The sequence below is a fragment of the Streptomyces marinisediminis genome (genome assembly GCF_026262575.1).
In the GTDB taxonomy this organism is placed as follows: Bacteria; Actinomycetota; Actinomycetes; order Streptomycetales; family Streptomycetaceae; genus Streptomyces; species Streptomyces marinisediminis.
In genome coordinates this window covers 57881-75975 of the sequence record NZ_JAPKFL010000020.1, presented here as the reverse complement: position 1 = coordinate 75975, position 18095 = coordinate 57881, and the positions used below count along the sequence as shown (strand labels likewise).

The 18095-nt window shown below is 74.8% G+C and carries 16 protein-coding genes, 1 tRNA gene, 2 pseudogenes and 1 riboswitch; of the genes and pseudogenes, 14 read left to right on the top strand and 5 right to left on the bottom strand.

Annotated features, from left to right (window positions below):
* The first annotated feature begins 213 nt into the window (after positions 1–213).
* The 3 genes and pseudogenes from OSB71_RS17345 to OSB71_RS17335 form a co-directional block, all read left to right on the top strand.
* Positions 214–897, top strand: a complete 684-nt coding sequence (locus OSB71_RS17345; protein WP_265949047.1) for a hypothetical protein — start codon at positions 214–216, stop codon at positions 895–897.
* A gap of 45 nt (positions 898–942) precedes the next feature.
* On the top strand, positions 943–1497 hold the full coding sequence (locus OSB71_RS17340; protein ID WP_265949045.1) for a DM13 domain-containing protein: 555 nt from the start codon (positions 943–945) through the stop codon (positions 1495–1497).
* A gap of 258 nt (positions 1498–1755) precedes the next feature.
* Positions 1756–2012, top strand: a pseudogene (locus tag OSB71_RS17335) (GNAT family N-acetyltransferase); the annotation flags it as partial.
* Positions 2013–2305: 293 nt separating this feature from the next.
* Here OSB71_RS17335 and OSB71_RS17330 read toward each other — a convergent pair.
* Positions 2306–3364, bottom strand: coding sequence for a M23 family metallopeptidase (locus OSB71_RS17330; RefSeq protein WP_416237279.1), 1059 nt, complete (start codon positions 3362–3364; stop codon positions 2306–2308).
* Positions 3365–3375: 11 nt separating this feature from the next.
* Positions 3376–3503: riboswitch (cyclic di-AMP (ydaO/yuaA leader) on the bottom strand.
* Positions 3504–3767: 264 nt separating this feature from the next.
* Entirely contained in the window at positions 3768–4907 is a 1140-nt protein-coding gene (locus OSB71_RS17325) for a PP2C family protein-serine/threonine phosphatase (protein WP_265949044.1), read from the bottom strand.
* 659 nt (positions 4908–5566) lie between these two features.
* Here OSB71_RS17325 and OSB71_RS17320 point away from each other — a divergent pair.
* From OSB71_RS17320 to OSB71_RS17310, 3 genes are all read left to right on the top strand, one after another.
* A complete protein-coding gene (locus OSB71_RS17320; RefSeq protein WP_416237278.1) occupies positions 5567–7156 on the top strand; it encodes a M28 family metallopeptidase in 1590 nt (529 codons plus the stop codon).
* Between the two features lie 168 nt (positions 7157–7324).
* Entirely contained in the window at positions 7325–7621 is a 297-nt protein-coding gene (locus tag OSB71_RS17315) for a type II toxin-antitoxin system VapB family antitoxin (protein ID WP_265949043.1), read from the top strand.
* Between the two features lie 347 nt (positions 7622–7968).
* Complete coding sequence (locus tag OSB71_RS17310) at positions 7969–8655, top strand: LytR C-terminal domain-containing protein (RefSeq protein WP_265949042.1); 687 nt, start codon at positions 7969–7971, stop codon at positions 8653–8655.
* An 18-nt stretch (positions 8656–8673) separates the two neighbouring features.
* On the opposite strand, the gene upp is transcribed toward OSB71_RS17310, so the two are convergent.
* Positions 8674–9309 carry a uracil phosphoribosyltransferase gene (gene upp, locus OSB71_RS17305; RefSeq protein WP_265949040.1) on the bottom strand — a complete coding sequence of 212 codons (636 nt, stop codon included), beginning with the start codon at positions 9307–9309 and terminating at the stop codon, positions 8674–8676.
* Between the two features lie 86 nt (positions 9310–9395).
* Here upp and OSB71_RS17300 point away from each other — a divergent pair, with 86 nt between their 5' ends.
* The 6 genes from OSB71_RS17300 (at position 9396) to OSB71_RS17275 (ending at position 13501) form a co-directional block, all read left to right on the top strand.
* Positions 9396–9686, top strand: a complete 291-nt coding sequence (locus OSB71_RS17300) for a hypothetical protein (protein ID WP_265949039.1) — start codon at positions 9396–9398, stop codon at positions 9684–9686.
* A gap of 154 nt (positions 9687–9840) precedes the next feature.
* Positions 9841–10371 carry a tRNA adenosine deaminase-associated protein gene (locus OSB71_RS17295; RefSeq protein ID WP_265949037.1) on the top strand — a complete coding sequence of 177 codons (531 nt, stop codon included), beginning with the start codon at positions 9841–9843 and terminating at the stop codon, positions 10369–10371.
* Between the two features lie 208 nt (positions 10372–10579).
* Complete coding sequence (gene tadA / locus OSB71_RS17290) at positions 10580–11044, top strand: tRNA adenosine(34) deaminase TadA (RefSeq protein WP_265949068.1); 465 nt, start codon at positions 10580–10582, stop codon at positions 11042–11044.
* Positions 11045–11054: 10 nt separating this feature from the next.
* Positions 11055–11141: transfer RNA gene (locus tag OSB71_RS17285), tRNA-Ser, on the top strand.
* Positions 11142–11611: 470 nt separating this feature from the next.
* Positions 11612–12403, top strand: a complete 792-nt coding sequence (locus tag OSB71_RS17280; RefSeq protein WP_323055303.1) for an RNA polymerase sigma factor SigF — start codon at positions 11612–11614, stop codon at positions 12401–12403.
* A 201-nt stretch (positions 12404–12604) separates the two neighbouring features.
* Positions 12605–13501: an RNA polymerase sigma factor SigF gene (locus tag OSB71_RS17275; protein ID WP_265949036.1), complete on the top strand. Its 897-nt coding sequence runs from the start codon at positions 12605–12607 to the stop codon at positions 13499–13501.
* Positions 13502–14264: 763 nt separating this feature from the next.
* On the opposite strand, the gene OSB71_RS17270 is transcribed toward OSB71_RS17275, so the two are convergent.
* On the bottom strand, positions 14265–14471 hold the full coding sequence (locus OSB71_RS17270) for a hypothetical protein (protein ID WP_265949035.1): 207 nt from the start codon (positions 14469–14471) through the stop codon (positions 14265–14267).
* 251 nt (positions 14472–14722) lie between these two features.
* Here OSB71_RS17270 and OSB71_RS17265 point away from each other — a divergent pair.
* Positions 14723–16213 (top strand): annotated as a pseudogene (locus tag OSB71_RS17265) (MDR family MFS transporter); the annotation flags it as partial.
* Between the two features lie 31 nt (positions 16214–16244).
* Here the strand turns inward: OSB71_RS17265 and OSB71_RS17260 are convergent.
* Complete coding sequence (locus tag OSB71_RS17260; protein WP_416237282.1) at positions 16245–17153, bottom strand: amidohydrolase family protein; 909 nt, start codon at positions 17151–17153, stop codon at positions 16245–16247.
* Positions 17154–17635: 482 nt separating this feature from the next.
* Between OSB71_RS17260 and OSB71_RS17255 the strand changes: the two genes are divergently transcribed.
* Positions 17636–18055, top strand: coding sequence for a subtilase-type protease inhibitor (locus OSB71_RS17255; protein WP_265949033.1), 420 nt, complete (start codon positions 17636–17638; stop codon positions 18053–18055).
* The last annotated feature ends 40 nt before the right edge of the window (positions 18056–18095 follow it).

Here is an 18095-nt window from a genome sequence, read left to right as displayed (position 1 = left end):
GGCCTGCCAGACCCTCGCGGAGCGCTCATCGGCTGCTGGAGGGGTGGAGGCAGTGATCTCCGAGCCGATGCACGGCGCGGTGGAGCTTGCCGGCAGACGTCGGGCGGGGTGGGCATCTGTGGGGTGGGGTTGCGGGTGAGTGGTGGGGGGTTGGGGGAGTTGGGGTATGGGGTGGTGCCGTTGGTGTGTCCGCTGGCGTATCCGGGGCGGGCGGTGGGTGGGCCGACGCTGCTGCGCGGGGACGAGCTGCTGCCGCTGACCGGTGTGCGCACGCGGGGCCGGGTGCCGGTGGTGGCGGTGGGGTCGAACGCGGCGCCGGCGCAGTTGCGGTACAAGCTGGCGTCGGCCGGGGTCTCGGGAACAGTGCCGATGGTGCCCGTGCGCGTGGGTGGGCTGGCGGTGGGCCACTCCGGGCACGTGAGCGTGGCGGGGTACGTGGCATACGCGCCGTACGCGGCCCCCGGGCGGCACGCGGAGGTGGTACTGCTGTGGCTGGACGCGGAGCAGCTCGCCGTGGTGGACGCGTCGGAGCGGCGCAACTACCGCCGGGTGCGGCTGCCGGTGGGGCGCTTCCCGGTGCGGGCGGCGGGCCGGGCCGTCGAGGTGGGCGAGGGCGCGCACGTCTACGCGGGTGTGCGCGGGCTGCTGGCCGGGCCGGACGGGCGGCCCCGGGCGGCCGGGCCGCAACCGGAGCTCCTCGGTGACCTGCTGCGGCACTCGGCCGGGCTGCGGGCGCTGTTCGGGCGCACGCCGCGGGAGTGGGTGGCGCGCGTGCGCGCCGACCACCGGGTGTGCGCGCGGGGCACGGCGGTGCTCCGTGCCGAGGGCCGGGTCCTGGACGCGGCGGGGCTGGACGGCGGCGGAACTCCCGGCCCGGGTCCGGCGTTGCCGGGGTGAGACCGCGGGGCGCGGTCGGTTCATCGCTGGTAGGGGAGGGCGGACGTGAGGCGTCGCAAGCCGTGGTTCGTGGCGGTGCTGGCGCTCGGTCTGGCGCTGGGCGGGGTGGGGCTGTACCTGTTCCAGCCGTGGACGCTGTGGACGGACCGGGCGGTGCACGAGTCGCTGCCGTCGACCCGGCCGGCAACGGAGCAGGAGGCCGGGGACGCGGAGCGGCCGGAGCCCGGGGAGTCGCGACCGGCCGGGCCGGTGACGTTGGCCTCGGGGGAGTTCATCACCCACGAGCACGCCACGCGCGGCATGGTGCGGATCGTCGAGCTGGCGGACGGTTCGCGGGTGCTGCGCCTGGAGGGGCTGGACACCAGCAACGGGCCTGACCTGAAGGTGTGGGTGACGGACGCCGAGGTGCTGCCCGGCCGGGACGGCTGGAGCGTGTTCGACGACGGCGCCTACCTCGACCTCGGTGAGCTGAAGGGCAACAAGGGCAGCCACAACTACGCGCTCCCGGCCGACGCGGACCTGGACGCGTACACCAGCGTCAGCATCTGGTGCGACCGGTTCGACGTCTCCTTCGGCGCGGCCGAGCTGGCCCGGGTCTGAGGCCCGGCCCTACTCGGAAACCCGGCCTGGTTCTGAAACCCGGCCCGGTTCGGAAACCCGCCTGGTTCGGAGGTCCGGCCCCGGCGCCCGTGCCGGATGCCGGGTACCGCGCCCGCGGGTGCGGTACCCGGCGTGGGCCTCCACGACGAGCTGGTACCGGTGGCGCGGGTACGGGCGTCCGGTCCGGGCGGCCACCGGGTACGGCTTGTGCGGAGCCGCCGGTCGTCACCCGGTTCCGATCCGCCCAGCGGCTGTCCGACCGTCGACGTGCGCAGTGCCGACCTGGTCGAGCCTCCCCGATCAGAGGAGGGCTTCCGTGCCTGGACTGCTGAGCGTGCTGGACGCCCCCGGGCGGGGAGGCGTTCCGGCTGGTCGTCGAGGCGCTTGCCGACCACGCGTTCGCAGGGTCTGTGACGGTCGGGGAAACCGACAGTCGTGCGGGACGGTTCAGGACGGGCGTCGAGATCCACCGCGCTCACCGCCGCAAGGGCTACGCGGTCAACGACGCCTCACTCGCCTCTCCACCGCGAGCTGGGCTTGCCAGTGCCCGCCGGTCGGGGCGCCGCCACAGGGGCGAGCCGGCCGGGGGGGGCGACGCCACCGCCGGCTCCGGCTGCCGAGGCGCCCCCGCCCGGAGCCGCCGCCCGCGACCGGCCCGCACAACGCCGCCCCGGGCGCCGTCGCCCCGGGGCGGGCGAAGGGGGCGCGGGTGCGTGGTGGGGACCGGCGGCCCTGGTGTCGGGGGGTGGTCCACCAGGGCCGCCGGAGGCGGGGACGGTTGCGTCGCGGACGTACCGGCGCGCGGGGGTCAGATGTCGAGGCCCTTGCCGCGCAGCCAGCTCAGCGGGTCGACCGGGTCGCCGCCGCCGGGGCGGACCTCCAGGTGCAGGTGCGGGCCGGAGGAGTTGCCGGTGGAGCCGACGCGGCCGATGGTGTCGCCGGTGGTGACCTGGCCGCTGGTGACGGTCATCGAGGACAGGTGGCAGTACCAGATCTCGGTGCCGTCGTCGAGCTGGAGCACGATGCGGTAGCCGTAGGAGCCGGCCCAGCCGGCCTCCTTGACCGTGCCGCCGTGCACGGCCTTGACCGGGGTGCCGGTGGGCGCGGCGAAGTCCTGCCCGGTGTGGTTGCTGGCCCACATGGAGCCGGAGTCGCCGAAGCTGGAGGTCAGTTGGTAGCTGCTCAGCGGGAGGGCGTAGCTGGCGGCGAGCTTGCGCAGCCGCTCCTCCTCCGCCTTGCGCTTGCGCTCCTCCTCGGCCTTGCGCTGCCGCTCGGCCTCCGCTTCGGCCTCGGCCTTCGCGGTCCGCGCGGCCTCTTCCGCGGCGGCGGTGGCCTCGGCGTCGACCGCGGCCCGGGCGGCCTCGGCGTCGGCCGCGGCCTGCTGGGCGTTGGCCTGCTGGAGAATGCGGGAGCGCAGTGCCTCGCCCGCGTCGGTGCCGTTCTCCGCTCCGGTCAGCACCGCTTGCGCGGTGGGCGCGGCCTTGGCGGTACCGGCCGGGTCCGCGGCGGCGGCGTCGGCCGGGTCGGCGGCCGCCTCGGCGTCGCCCGCGAGGAGCGAGGCGCCCGGGATGCCGTCGGTCAGACCGCTCAGGTCGGGCATGGAGACCGGGGCCGTGGAGGGGGACTGGGCGCTGGCCATGCCGCCCGCTCCAATGGCCGCGACCATGCCGACGCCGAGCACGGCGCCGCTGCGGGCCATGCCGCGCTGTTTGGCCACCCGGTGCCGTCCGCGCACGGGGCGGACGCTGTCGGTGGTGGGGTTCCACGTGCCGAGGGAGTCGTCGGACTCCGACAGGGCCGGTCCGTAGACCTCGTACGTGGGGGAACCGGCCAGTCCGGTACCGGTGGCAGACCTGCTCGACGCCACGGGGGCGCTCTCCTTTCCTTCCTTCTCGCCTACCGGGTTAGCTGACGGGTTCGGAGCAGGAAGGTCTCCTACGGGCACGGGTGCCCGATTCACCCCAAGAAGTGGTTCCCCGGTTCCTTGAGTGCGGTGATGCCGTGGTGCAGCCGGGTTGGCAGTCGACGCACTGTCAGGATTCGGCCAAGGCGCACGGTGCCGCCTCTTGCGGCGGCGGTGACGACCGCGCTGCGTTATCGAACGTTAATAGACGCGTGCCTCATATTCCAAGCTTTCCGGGGAACAACCCCCCGCTCCGGCCTGCACGTTCGCCGCAGCGCGGGGCAGAACCGGGCATATGCCTCCACCCCTGTGGTTGCCCTCCCCGGGCCGATCGTGGCCAAGTCGTCATCTCACGCGGTACGCCCGGTCACTCACCGTCACGGTCGGAGTACGTCACGGCGAGCAGGGCCATGTCGTCCGTCGGGCCGCCGTGGGTGTGCTCCGCCACGTCCGCCAGCAGCGCGTCCAGCAGCGCGTCGGGTCCGGCCCGCGCCCAGTCCTCCTCGCCCAGCCGGTGGGTGAGGTCGTAGAAGACGCCGTGGGGGTCGCGGGCCTCGGTGAGCCCGTCGGTGTGCATCAGCAGCGTGCTCCCGGGCGGGAGGCGGAACGCGTCGGTCCCGGGGGGTTCCTGGAGGCCGACGGGCAGCGCGGCCAGGCCGAGCGGCAGGGCGGGCGTGGACGCGTCCAGGACACCCACCTCGCCGTCCGGAGCGAGCAGCAGCGGCGGCGGGTGCCCGCAGTTGACGACGTGGAGCCGCCCGTCCCCGGAGACCTGCGCGAGCGCGGCCGTGGTGAACCCCTCCGACGCGTCCAGCGTCCCCGCGCGGCGGGCGGCCTCGCGGCGCAGTGCCCGGTCCAGCCGCTCGGCCACCCCGGCCAGCGTCTCCTCGTCCTCGGCGGCCTCCCGGAAGGCACCCAGCACGATCGCCACCGCACCGACCGCCTCCAGGCCCTTGCCGCGCACGTCCCCCACCAGCATGCGCACGCCGAAGGCGCTGTCCTGCACGGCGTACAGGTCGCCGCCGATGCTCGCGTCGGTGTGGGCGGCCTGGTAGCGCGCCGCGATCCGCAGCGGGCCGAGCCGCCGCTCGGGGGGTGGCAGCAGTGCGCGCTGCGCCGCCTCGGCGATGTCGCGCACGCTGGCCAGTTGCCTCTGGCTGCGCCGGAGGACGCGGTTCAGGACGACGGCGATGACGGAGACCGTGGTCACCGTCGCGGCCCGGAGGGTGCCTTCGAAGAGGTCGAAGCCGTCGCGCGCGTACATCAGCACGCTCAGCGAGGCCGAGGCGAGCAGGCCGAGCAACGCGGTCGCCCAGGCGGAGTACAGGGGCGCCGCGACGAGCGGGACGGCGGCGAACAGGGCGGCGAAGACGAAGGTCCGCGGGGTCAGGCCCTGTGCGGTGACGGCCGCCACCAGGAGCACGGGCGGCAGGAACCGGGCGAGCCGCCGACCGGTGGTCTCCGCGTCCAGCCCGTCCACCACTGCGTCCAGCCCTCGCCTGCCCACCCTCCCACTGTGGTGGCGCCGCGCGCTCCGGGCGACCGGAGCAGGCCGAACGGCGGGCCGCGCGCTCACGCGCGGGGCGTGCGCGGGGTGCGCCCGGCGCGTGGGGGAGCACGCGCGGGCGCCGACCGCGCGGGCGCTCCGGCCCCCGGGGCCGTGCGGCCGGCCGGCGCCGGTGCGGTGCTCCCCGGCGGGTTCGCGCGGCAAGCCGGCGCCGGGAGGCCCGGGCGGGGCGGGCGGACGCGGCGTCCCCAGCGCCGGCGGGCTCCCCGGGAGGCCCGCCGCCGGGAGGCCGCGGACCCGCCGGGTGCGGGAGCCGCTCCGGCGGGACCGTGCCGCTCCGTCCGCGCCCGCCCGGGAGGCGCGGCCCGGGCCGCGCGGTGACTCCGGCCGGAGCCCCTCGCGCCACACCCGTGGGGGCGAAGTGTGCGACATGCGTTCCCATCGCGCGCCGCGCCCGCTACCTTGCCTGCGACGCGCGTCCGCAACCCGGACACGCGGCCCCCCACGCCGAACAGCACGCCCGCACACGCGGAACAGCACGCACACCAGCACGCACACCAGCACGAGGCACAGCACACCGAACAGCACGCAGCCGGCGGCGGCCGAGCGCCCAGCGCCCCCGCGCCGCTCCTGCCGCTCCTCCACCGGAAGGACTGTCCGTGTCAGATTCGCCCAGGAACAGACGGCGCGCCCTGGCCGCCTTCGCCGCCGCCGCGGTGGCCGCGCCCCTGCTCGTCACCGCCACCGCCGCGCCCGCCGCCGCCCAGCAGGACCCGGCCGAGCGGGGCGAGCGGCTGGCCAAGCAGCTCGTCCGCAAGACCACCGGGGACGGCGCCCTGCGGCACATGCGGGTCTTCCAGGCCATCGCCGACCTCAACGACGACAACCGGGCCGCCGGCTCCCGGGGCTACGACATGTCCGCCTGGTACGCGAGCGCCCTGCTGCGCGCGGCCGGGTACGAGGTGACGCAGCAGGAGTTCGCGTTCACCTACCGCGAGACGGTCGCCGAGTCGCTCACCCAGCTCACGCCCGAGCAGCGCGACATTCCCATCACCCTGATGACCTACACGCCCAGCACCGCCGAGGGCGGCGTCGAGGCGGCCGTGACCGAGGTCCCGGTGGACGAGGACGGCACCACCGGCTGCACCACCGACGACTACGCCGCCGGGGACTTCACCGACCGGATCGCCCTGATCCAGCGCGGCGGCTGCTCCTTCGCGGAGAAGCAGGCCGCCGCCGCGGAGGCGGGCGCGCTGGGCGCGCTGGTCTACAACAACGTCGAGGGCGACCTCAACGGCACGCTGGGCGACCCGGCGGCCGGGCGGGTCCCGACCGGCGGGCTGTCCCAGGCCGCGGGCGAGGCGCTGTCCGACGCCGTGGCGGCGGGCGAGGTCACCGTCAACCTGGAGCTCATCGAGTTCCAGGAGGAGCGCACCACCAGCAACGTCATCGCCGAGACACGCGGCGGCGACGAGGACAACGTGGTGATGGTCGGCGCCCACCTCGACTCCGTGCCGGAGGGCCCGGGCATCAACGACAACGCCTCCGGCTCGGCCGGCGTGCTGGAGTCCGCGCTGCAGTACGCGTGGGCGACCAAGCAGTGGCACCCGCGCGGCGACCACCGGGCGCAGCCCGCCAACAAGGTGCGGTTCGCGCTGTGGGGCGCCGAGGAGCTCGGGCTGCTGGGCGCGGAGCACTACGTGGGCGCGCTGTCGGAGGCCGAGCGCGAGCGGATCGCCCTCTACCTCAACTTCGACATGATCGCCTCCCCCAACTACGGCCTGTTCGTCTACGACGGCGACGACTCCGACGGCGTGGGCGCCGGTCCGGGCCCGGAGGGCTCGGCGCAGATCGAGCACGGCATCAACGAGTTCATCCGCTCCCGGGGCGAGGAGCCGCGCGGCACCGACTTCACCGGACGGTCGGACTACGGCCCGTTCATCGAGGTCGGCATCCCCTCCGGCGGCACCTTCACCGGTGCGGAGGGCGTCAAGACCGAGCAGCAGGTCGCCCTGTGGGGCGGTACGGCCGGCGAGTCCTACGACCCGTGCTACCACCAGGCCTGCGACGACCTGGACAACGTCAACGAGCACGCGCTCGACGTCAACGTCCGGGTGATCGCGGACGCGGTCGGGCGATACGCCTGGGACACCTCCTCGCTCACCGCCGAGGTGCCCTCCGTGCCCTCCGGCCCAGGGTCCGACACCGACGGCGGCCACGACCACGACCACGGCGGCGTGACCGAGTAACACCGGCCTCACCCGAGCGGGCGTCCTCCCGGTCCCGGCGGACCGGGGGGACGCCCGTGCTGCGGCCCGGGAAGGGCGCGCGCCGGGTGTCGTGCGCCCCGGGTGCGCCGGTGCTCACGCCGGTTCAGTCGGCTGTGCCGGGTGCCGTGCGCCCGGTAGGCTTTCCGTGTGATCTTCAAGCGCATCGGAAACGGTCGACCGTACCCCGACCACGGCCGGGACAGCACCCGCCAGTGGGCGGACGTCGCCCCGCGCCCGGTCCGACTTGACCAGCTCGTCACCACCAAGGGGCAGCTCGACCTGGAGACGCTGCTGGCGGAGGACTCCACCTTCTACGGCGACCTGTTCGCGCACGTCGTGAAGTGGCAGGGGGACCTCTACCTGGAGGACGGGCTGCACCGGGCCGTACGGGCCGCGCTCCAGCAACGCCAGATCCTGCACGCCCGCGTGCTCGAACTCGACTGAACCCGGCCACTTCCCGCCCGCCCCCGTCCGGCGCCCCATAGCCCGGCCGGGCACGCCGCGCGGTGGGGCGCCCGGGCGCGCCGGGACGCCCCGCCCCGGCTCGACGACCCGGCCCGGCCCCCGCGCCGGACGCCGCCCGCGAGGGCGCCGCACCGGTACGCCGGTGTACGGGCCCGCGGCAGGCCCCCGGGCCGGTCGGCGCTCCCGCCACCGTCCCGGTGCCGGCGGTGCGGCGGGGGCGGGCGCTGGCCTGTTCTCCGTAGTGCCGTGACCCTTTCGGGGCGCCCCCGGCCCCGTACGATGTTCAGCCAGTACGCACATCCTTCGCGCGGAGATACCCTGCGGCCATGAGCATGCTGACTCCCCCCGGCATGGGCGGCGAGTACCGCATCACGGGAGACCGCTACCCCCGGATGCGGCGCCGTCGCGGCCGCCGCCGGATCGTGCTGGGCGGCCTGGCCGCGGTCACCGCGCTGGGCCTGTTGTCGTGGGGCACGCTGCAGCTCGTCGACGTCTTCGCCGGCCACACCGCGCCGGTGCGCTCCGCGCACGCCGCGGCCTGCTCGCCGCGTCCCGCGGACTCCGCCACGGAGCCGCCCGTGGCGTCCGCGTCGGCCGGGTCCGAGCGCGTCTCGCCGGTGAGCGTCGCGCGGCCCGCCGACGTCACGGTCAACGTGCTCAACGCGACCCGGCGCGCGGGCCTGGCCCAGCGCACCGCCGACGCGCTGGAGGAGCGCGGCTTCACCATCGGCGCCGTGGACAACGCCCCGCCGGAGCTGGACGGCGAGGTGTCGGCGCCGGGACTGCTCATCGGCCCGCCGGACGCCGCGGCCGACGGCGTCTTCGCCCTGCTGGGCGCGCACCTCGCCCGGGCCGAGAACCGGGTGGACGCCGCGCGCGAGGGGGCGGCCGCGGGCAGCGTGGATCTCGTACTCGGGGACGGCTTCACGGAGCTGGCCGCTCCGGCGGACGCCGCGCGCACCGTCACCGCGCTGGCCAGTCCGTCGCCGAAGCCCCGGCCGACCGGCTGCTGAGCGCGCCGCGGCCCCGGGTCAGCCCGCGGCGCCGTACATGCGGTCGCCCGCGTCCCCCAGGCCCGGCACGATGTACCCGTCCTCGTTGAGCCGCTCGTCGACGGCGGCCGTCACCACGGTCACCGGCGTCCCGGCCAGCTCCCGTTCCATCAGTTCGACGCCCTCGGGCGCGGCCAGCAGGCAGAGCGCGGTGACGTCGTCCGCGCCGCGCGCGATCAGCTCGCGGATGGCGGCGACGAGCGTGCCCCCGGTGGCCAGCATCGGGTCGAGCACGTAGACCTGCCGCCCGGAGAGCTCGTCGGGCATGCGGGTGGCGTACGTGGACGCCTGCAGCGTCTCCTCGTCGCGGATCATGCCCAGGAAGCCCACCTCGGCCGTCGGCAGCAGCCGCACCATGCCGTCGAGCATGCCGAGCCCGGCGCGCAGGATCGGCACGACCAGGGGGCGCGGCCGGGACAGCCGCACCCCGGTCGTCCCGGTGACCGGGGTGGTGATGCCGACCCGCTCGGTGCGCACGTCTCGCGTGGCCTCGTAGGCGAGCAGGGTCACCAGCTCGTCGGCGAGCCGCCGGAAGGTGGGGGAGTCGGTGCGCGCGTCGCGCAGGGTGGTGAGTTTGTGCGCCACCAGCGGGTGGTCGACGACGTGGGTCCGCATGCCCCGCACCCTACCGGCGCCGCCTCCGGTGGCATGAAACAGATGTTCCGGGGAAAGTGGGACGCACAGGCCGGAGGTGATGCACGATGCCCGAAGCGTCCCCCGCCAGGCGTTCCCCCGCCCCCTCCGGCGCCCGGAGCCCCCGGCGCCCCCCGCGCGAGGCGCGCGGCGAGCCGCCGGAGCGGCCGCGCACCTCCGAGGGGCGGGCCGCGCCGCGGCCGGGCGAGGCCGTCTTCGACCCCGAACGGCTGCGGCGGCGCGCGCTGTTCCTGCGCGAGCTGAGCGAGGCCAAGGCGCTGCGGGACCGCGTCCAGCCGCGCCGCGCCCGGGCGGCGCGCATGCGGGAGCAGATGCGGATGCGCACGTTCCGCTGGTGAAGCGTGGGGCCAGTCGGCGTGCGGGCGGTAAACACCTGCCCGACGCACGCCCGAACACTCCTCTCGGAGCTGAGGTTTCTGTCACGATTCGAAAGTGAGCGGGGCGCCGCCCCTCTTGCGACTCGGGAACGCGGAAACCAGTGGGAGAGTCACGGTGTACTTCGCCGCACTGCTCGCTCGTACCGAAGAGGGTTGGGTAGCGAGCGACACGGAACTCGACGACGTCGAAACCCTGGACGATCTCGCCGACCTCGCCCATCAGGCGGCCGTCGACGACGATACGGTCCTGATCTGCATCGAACAGGAGGGCGCCTGGTTCGGCGTCGTCCGGGTGGACGGTGAGGAGGACCCGCGGATCTTCGTCTCCAGCGCCGCCGCCGCCGCGCGCAGCGCCTACGGCGAGATCCTGCTCACCGACGAGCTGCTGGGCCGCGAGCCGGACGGCTCCGACGACCTGGACCGCCTCACCGACCTCGACGGCACCGAGGACGGCGAGCCCGAGCCGGACGGCGACGAGCCGGACGCCGGCCCGCACGCCGTGCCCGAGGGCCCGGTCGGGGACGCGGAGCTGCTGGAGGACTTCGGGATGGCCGACAAGGAGGTCCTCTCCCTGGGCGCGGAGGAGGCGCTGAGCGAGATCGCCGACGCGCTGGGCTGCACGGAGGTGCTGGAGGCGGTCCGCTAGCCCGGCGCGGACGCGGCACGGCCGGCCCCGCGGCGGCCGGGGCCGGACGGTTCCCGGGGCCGGCGCCGGGACGCCCGCGGGGGCCCGGACGGCCGCCGGGACCGCACCGCCGGGGCCGCACTGCCGGGGCCGGACGGCGGCGGTCGTGGGCGGGCGGGAGAATGGGGCCGTGTCCGCCGACCCCGTACGCGATCCCTGGCTGCCCGCGATGCGCCTCGCGCTCGCCGAGGCCGCCCGCGCCCCGCAGAGCGGCGACGTGCCCGTGGGCGCGGTGGTGCTCGGCCCGGACGGCACGGTGCTCGGCCGCGGCCGCAACGAGCGCGAGGCCGGCGGTGACCCGACCGCGCACGCCGAGGTCCTCGCCCTGCGCGCGGCCGCCCGGGCGCTCGGCGGCTGGCGGCTGGGCGGGTGCACGCTGGTCGTCACCCTGGAGCCGTGCACGATGTGCGCCGGGGCGCTCGTGCTCGCCCGCGTCGACCGCGTCGTCTACGGCGCGCGGGACGCCAAGGCGGGGGCGGCCGGTTCGCTGTGGGACGTCGTCCGCGACCGGCGTCTCAACCATCGCCCCGAGGTGGTCCCCGGAGTGCTCGCCGACGCCTGCGGCGACCTGCTGACGGCCTTCTTCCGGGGGCGTCCGGACACCGATTTCGGCGCAGCGCCGGGCATGGGCTAGGCTCTCTCCCGGTAGCGTGTCCGAGCGGCCGAAGGAGCTCGCCTCGAAAGCGAGTGAGGGGGCAACTCCTCCGTGGGTTCAAATCCCACCGCTACCGCTTCTCCTCGTCAGGGGCTCAGCCGGGTGCGGCTGGGCCCCTGACGCGTGTGCGGGCCGCGCGGCGCGCGCGGGGACCGGCGGCTGCGCGGGGGTGAGGCGCGCAGGGGGGCGGTTAGACTCTCGCGACCGCGCCCGGGGGAGTCGGCGCGCAGAGCGGGGAGGGGCGGCGTGGCCCAGGCCAAGAAGGTCTTTCTGGTGTGTCTCACGGTGTTCGTGATGTACACGATCATCAACGATCCGGAGCGGTCCGGAGAGCTGGTCAAGATGGGGTTCCAGGGCATCTCCTCCGCCGCCGGAAGCGTCGGCGACTTCATGACCGAGCTCGTCAACTGACGTTCGGCCGTTCGGTTCACCGGCCACCAACACGGAAATCCCGGGTGCTTGCACACCGGCGAGCGGAATTGTGATGCTATGACCGCTTTTGCCGGAACATGCCGGAATGAGGGACCGTGAAGGGGTGGTCAGACGGTGGCGGCGACTCAGGCCGGCGGGAGCCGCAGCGCGCGGACACGGGCGCTGACGCGGATGCTCTTCGAGGAGCTGGCCGGGCAGGAGCCGGGCACCGCCGGGCACGAGCGTGCGCGGGGCGCTCTGATCGAGGCGAACATCCCGCTCGTGCGGTACGTCGCCGCCCGCTTCCGGCACCGCAACGAGCCGATGGAGGACATCGTCCAGGTCGGCACGATCGGCCTGATCAACGCCATCGACCGCTTCGACCCGGAGCGCGGCGTGCAGTTCCCCACCTTCGCCATGCCGACCATCGTCGGCGAGATCCGGCGCTACTTCCGCGACAACGTGCGCACCGTCCACGTGCCGCGGCGGCTGCACGAGATGTGGGCGCAGGTGAGCACGGCCGGGGAGGAGCTGACCGTGCTGCACGGGCGGAACCCGACGACGGCCGAGATCGCCGAGCGCCTCGGCGTCCCCGAGGAGGAGGTGCTGGCGTGCATGGAGGCGGGCCGGGCCTACCGGGCCACGTCCCTGGAGGCGGCCCAGGAGCGCGACGACGGGCTGCCCGGGCTCATCGACCGGCTCGGCTACGAGGACCCGGCCCTCGTGGGCGTCGAGCACCGGGACCTCGTGCGGCACCTGCTGGTCCAGCTCCCCGAGCGTGAGCAGCGGATTCTGCTGCTGCGGTACTACAGCAACCTGACGCAGTCCCAGATCAGCGCGGAGCTCGGCGTCTCCCAGATGCACGTCTCCCGGCTGCTCTCGCGGAGCTTCGCCCGGCTGCGTGCCGCGAACACCATCGACGCGTAATCAATTCGAGCGACGGGCAAGTGGGTTGCGCGCAGACGGAGCAGTGCGGTTTTATCGACATGGCGCTACGTCGTGTTGCTGACTTGTGACATTCTGCAAGAACCGCGTTTGCCGTGGCCGCACCGTCGGTATGGAGCCGGAGGTGCCATCCTCGCCTGCGAGGGGGCCGCTGCGACCCGTCCGCGACCTCAAGGGGGTGGCATGTCCGTAGAACTGGGCAGCTCCAAGGTGCTCATCGAGGAGATCGGCGCCGAGGCGGAGCACGGCACGGTGCCCGAGTCCGACGTGCCGGGCGGCGAGGCCGCCGACGCGGGACTCCCACCCGACGTCACCGCGCTCGACACCCGCACGCTCTCCCGCTCGCTGTTCCTGCGCCTGGCCTCGCTCCCGCAGGACAGCCCCGAGCGGGCCTACGTGCGGGACACGCTCATCGAGCTGAACCTGCCGCTCGTGCGCTACGCCGCGGGCCGCTTCCGCAGCCGCAACGAGCCGATGGAGGACATCGTCCAGGTCGGCACGATCGGGCTGATCAAGGCCATCGACCGGTTCGACTGCGAGCGGGGCGTGGAGTTCCCCACCTTCGCGATGCCGACCGTCGTCGGCGAGATCAAGCGGTTCTTCCGCGACACCTCCTGGTCGGTGCGGGTGCCGCGCCGCCTCCAGGAGCTGCGGCTCGCGCTGACCAAGGCGAGCGACGAGCTGTCCCAGCAGCTCGACCGCTCCCCCACCGTCACGGAGCTGGCCGCCTGCCTCGGGGTGTCCGAGGAGGACGTGGTGGACGGCCTGGCCGTCGGCAACGCCTACACCGCCAGCTCGCTGGACTCCCCCGCGCTGGAGGAGGACGGCGGCGAGGGCTCGCTGGCCGACCGCCTGGGCTACGAGGACGCGGCGCTGGAGGGCGTGGAGTACCGCGAGTCGCTGAAGCCGCTGCTGGCCCGGCTGCCCTCCCGGGAGCGGCAGATCATCATGCTGCGGTTCTTCGGCAACATGACGCAGTCGCAGATCGGCGAGCGGGTCGGCATCTCGCAGATGCACGTCTCGCGCCTGCTCACCCGGACGCTGGCCCAGCTCCGCGACGGGCTGATCTCCGAGGAGTGAGCACCGCGCCGCGGCGGGCGCCCGGGGGCCTCTCCCCCACGCCGGCCCTCCGCGGCACCCGCGCCCTCGCCCGTCCTGGCGGCGGCCGGGACGGGAGCGCGCCGTCCAGGCGGCCGTGCCCAGCCGGGTGACGCCCCCGCCGCGCGCGGGACCCGGCGCGCGAGGGCCCGGCGCGCGCGACGGCCCGGCGCCGGGCGTCAAAGACGCGGCGCGCGGGAGCGGTGACGCGGGCGGGCGCGCCGAGAACGGGGGCTCCGCGCAGCACAGGCGGACGAGCGGACGAGGAGCACGGCCCAGGCAGGCGAGTGGCGCACGGAGCCAGCGCCGAGCACCACCGCGCCAACACGCACCGGCGGTCGCGCGCACCGGCGGTCGCGCGCGGAACGGCGTGCCCGGCCCGGTGGCACGCGACCCGGCGGCCCCACGGCGCAGCGGCTCCACGGCTCCGCGCGCACGGGCCGACGGCGTCACACGGCCCGGTGGGCACCATGCCCAGTGACCACCCGGAGCAGCGTGCGCGACCAGCGCCACGCGCCGCAGTGACCACGCCGCCCGCCGGAGCCGCACCGATCAGCAGTCTCCGGGGTCGACGCGCGCGGGCGCCGGCGGCACAGCAGCGCGGGCACACCCGGGCATGACCGCCGAGCGGGAGCCACCCGGCGCCACGGTCGTCCGGGTCACCGGGCTGACGCGCACAGGCAGGCGACGCGGAAGGCAGGCGACGCGGAAGGCACGGGCGACGCGGCCCGGCGGTCGCGCTCGCTCAGCCGGTGACGGCGAGCCAGGCGACGGCGACGAGGGCGACGGCGATCACGAGGGCCACGACGAGGCGGAGGTTCGGCCCCTTGGACTCGGGCCGGGCGGCGGGCTGGGGGCCGCCCTCGTCGACGAAGGCGCGGAACATCTGCGTGTTGCCGGCCGGGTCGTGGTCGCCCTGGGGACCCTGCGGCGCCTGCGGGTGGTTAGCCATAGGCGTGACCTTAGCGAACCGGCGTACCGGGCCGCACGCTTCGGAGGCCGACCGTCCGTTTTGCGCGAGCTTTAACGACTGTTTGCCACGCGTGCCCTGTTTTCGTTTGTCCGGTTCGACCGCCGGCCGTATGGTTGCTTAGAGCAACAAACTACACTGGAGGAACGTGCATGGCGGCGGCTACGGGAACGGCCGAGGCGGAGATACCCAGGGCGGCGGGCGCGGAGCAGGCGTCCGCGGGCGCGCCCGCGATGACCCACCGGGAGATCATGGAGGCGCTGTCCGGGCTGCTGCTCGGCATGTTCGTCGCCATCCTGTCCTCCACGGTGGTCTCCAACGCACTGCCGCAGATCGTCGCCGAACTCGGTGGCGGGCAGAGCGCCTACACCTGGGTCGTCACGGCCTCGCTGCTGACCATGACCGCCTCCACACCCCTGTGGGGCAAGCTCGCGGACCGCACCAGCAAGAAGATGCTCGTGCAGTGCGCCATCGTCGTCTTCGTGCTCGCCTCCGCGGGCGCCGGGCTGTCCCAGACGACCGGCCAGCTCATCGCCTTCCGCGCGGTGCAGGGCCTGGGCATGGGCGGCCTGGTCTCCCTGGCGCAGACGATCCTGGCCGCGATGGTCTCGCCCCGCGAGCGCGGCCGGTACAGCGGCTACTTCGGGGCCACCTTCGCCGTCGCCACCGTGGGCGGGCCGCTGCTCGGCGGCGTCATCACCGACACCTCGTGGCTGGGCTGGCGCTGGTGCTTCTACGTCGCCGTGCCCTTCGCCGTCATCGCCCTGGTGGTGCTGCAGAAGACGCTGAAGCTGCCCGTGGTGCGCCGCGAGGGCGTGCGCATCGACTGGCTGGGCGCCCTGCTGGTCAGCGCCGCCGTCTCGCTGCTGCTCATCTGGGTGACGCTGGCGGGCAAGGAGTACCCGTGGGCGTCCTGGCAGACGCTCGCCATGACCGGTGGCGCGGTGCTGCTCGGGCTGGCCTTCCTGCGCGTGGAGGCGACGGCGGCCGACCCGATCATCCCGCTGCGGCTCTTCCGCAACCGCACGATCACCCTCACCGCCGGCGCGTCCCTCTTCGTGGGCATCGCGATGTTCGGGGCGACGGTGTTCCTCAGCCAGTACTTCCAGCTCGCCCGCGGGCAGTCGCCGACGATGTCCGGGCTCATGACGATCCCGATGATCGCCGGCCTGTTCCTGTCGTCCACCGTCTCCGGCCTGGTCATCACCCGCACCGGGCGCTGGAAGCGCTGGCTGGTGACCGGCGCGGTGCTGGTCAGCGTCGGTCTGGGGCTGCTCGGCACGATGCGCCACGACACCGAGTACTGGCGGGTCGGCGTCTTCATGGCGCTGCTCGGGCTCGGCATCGGCATGATGATGCAGAACCTGGTGCTGGCCACGCAGAACCAGGTGTCGGTGAGCGAGCTGGGCTCCGCCAGCTCCACCATCACCTTCTTCCGCTCGCTGGGCGGCGCGGTCGGCGTCTCCGCCCTGGGCGCGGTGCTCTCGGAGCGGATCAGCGGCTACGTGCGCGACGGCATGGCGCGGGCCGGGCTCGACGCGGGCGGCTCGCTCGGCGGCTCCGGCAGCGCGATCCCGGACCTGGACGCGCTGCCCGCGCCGGTGCGGCCGGTCGTCGAGGCCGCCTACGGGCACGGGATCGGCGACATCTACCTGTTCGCGGCGCCCGTCGCGGTGGTGGCCCTGGTCCTGGTGGTGTGCATCCGCGAGGTGCCACTGAAGACCCACCACGGGGACTGACCCGACCCCCGGGCCGTCAGGGGCGGGCGGCCGAAGGGAACAGGCGCAGGGCGTTGTCGTGGCAGACGGCGCGGAGCCAGGCGGCGTCCACGGTGTCCTGCCCGAGCCGGGCGAGGACCTCCAGCGCGTGGGCGTAGCCGTAGGGGATGTTCGGGAAGTCGCTGCCGAAGAGGATGCGGTCGGCGTGGTGCGCCAGGCGCGGGCGCAGCCCGGGCGGGAACGGGCTCATGCGCTCGGAGAAGTCGGTGAACGCCATCGTCGTGTCGAGGTGGACGCCGGGGTGGGCGTCGGCCAGGTCGAGGAACTCGCGGTACTCCGGCATGCCCATGTGGGCGATGACCAGCCGCAGCCCCGGATGCCGGGCGAGGACGGCGGCGACGGGCCCGGGGCCGGTGTGCGCTCCGGGCGCCGGACCGGAGCCGGCGTGGACGACGGTGAGCACCCCGGCGTCCGCGAGCAGGCCCCAGACCGGGTCCAGCAGCGGGTCGGCCGGGTCGTAGCCGCCGACCTGGACGTGCGCCTTGCACACCCGCGCGCCCGCCGCCAGCGCCCGGGCGAGGTAGGCGGGCGCGTCCGGCTCGGGGAAGAACGTGGCGGTGTGCAGGCAGTCGGGGGTGCGGGCGGCGAACCCGGCGCTCCACTCGTTGAGCCAGGCCGCCATGCCGGGCTTGTGCGGGTAGACCATCGAGGTGAACGCGCGCACGCCGAAGCCGCGCAGCACGGCGAGCCGCCGGTCCTCGTCGAACCGGTAGGTGATCGGCCACGCGACGGCCGTCAGCGGGCCCACGGAGTCGAAGTACGCCCACACCTTGTCCAGCACGCGCCGGGGCATGAAGTGGGTGTGGACGTCGATCAGGCCGGGCAGGCCCAGCTCCCGCCAGAAGGCTCGGACGCGCCGCGCCTCGACGGCCACCTCCGGGGGCACGGGCGCCGTCCCGGGGGCCGCCCCGGGCGGCTCCTCGGAACGCGGGGGCTCCCCGGAACGCGGGGGCTCGTCGGGGGTGGCGGGGGTGGCGGACGGCGCGGGCACGCGCCGAGCCTACGGCCGTCCCCGTACGTCGAACACCCCTCGCGAGCAGGGGCTCCGCGCCGGGCCACGGGGTCGGCCCGGTGAACGCCGTGTGACCGGACGCGGACCCGCGGCCGCCCCGGCGGAGCGCCCGAGAACCGTTTCCAGCCGTTTGCCGAGCGGGCCGTGACCGGCGCGAGCCGTCCGGTTCACGCCCCCTGTGCACCAGTCCGCCCAGGCCGCACGCCAGGACCACTCGTGACTTCGCGCCACTGGTTCACCACGCAACGTTGCCGAATATGGCGGGTCGATGTGCATTCCGGGAAGGCAGTCGGCAGACTCCGGAACGCAGTCACGCACACACCAAACGTCATCACTGACGCGGAAGGAAGCACACCATGCGGATCACCGCGAAGCTGGCGGCGGGCACCCTGTTCACAGCAGCCGTGTTCGTCCCGCTCGGTGGCACTGCGGGCGCGACCCCCGCACCCACCCTCGCCCCCTCGGCCCTCGCGCTGACCGTCGCCGAGGGCGAGAGCGCCGCCACGACCACGCCGGAGCGCGCCGTCACCCTCTCCTGCGCCCCGGGCACCGGAGGCACCCACCCGAACGCCGCGGCCGCCTGCCGGGAGCTCATCGCGGCCGACGGCGACTTCGAGAACCTGCCCGGCAGCGGCGAACGGCTGTGCCCCCTGCACTACGACCCGGTCGTCGTGACCGCCGAAGGCGTGTGGAACGGCAAGCGCGTCTCCTACGAGCGCACCTTCGGCAACGCCTGCGCCAAGGGCTCCGAGGGCCGGGCCGTGTTCGCCTTCTGACCCCGCCCCGGCCGGTCCGACCGGCCGCTCCCCGAGAACG

What these genes read in the sequence shown, in the direction of transcription:
- OSB71_RS17310 (WP_265949042.1), top strand. Translation starts at nt 7,969, where the DNA reads ATGAGCATGCTGACTCCCCCCGGCATGGGCGGCGAGTACCGCATCACG.
- upp (WP_265949040.1), bottom strand. Translation starts at nt 9,309, where the DNA reads ATGCGGACCCACGTCGTCGACCACCCGCTGGTGGCGCACAAACTCACC.
- OSB71_RS17300 (WP_265949039.1), top strand. Translation starts at nt 9,396, where the DNA reads ATGCCCGAAGCGTCCCCCGCCAGGCGTTCCCCCGCCCCCTCCGGCGCC.
- tadA (WP_265949068.1), top strand. Translation starts at nt 10,580, where the DNA reads ATGCGCCTCGCGCTCGCCGAGGCCGCCCGCGCCCCGCAGAGCGGCGAC.
- OSB71_RS17275 (WP_265949036.1), top strand. Translation starts at nt 12,605, where the DNA reads ATGTCCGTAGAACTGGGCAGCTCCAAGGTGCTCATCGAGGAGATCGGC.
- OSB71_RS17270 (WP_265949035.1), bottom strand. Translation starts at nt 14,471, where the DNA reads ATGGCTAACCACCCGCAGGCGCCGCAGGGTCCCCAGGGCGACCACGAC.
- OSB71_RS17255 (WP_265949033.1), top strand. Translation starts at nt 17,636, where the DNA reads ATGCGGATCACCGCGAAGCTGGCGGCGGGCACCCTGTTCACAGCAGCC.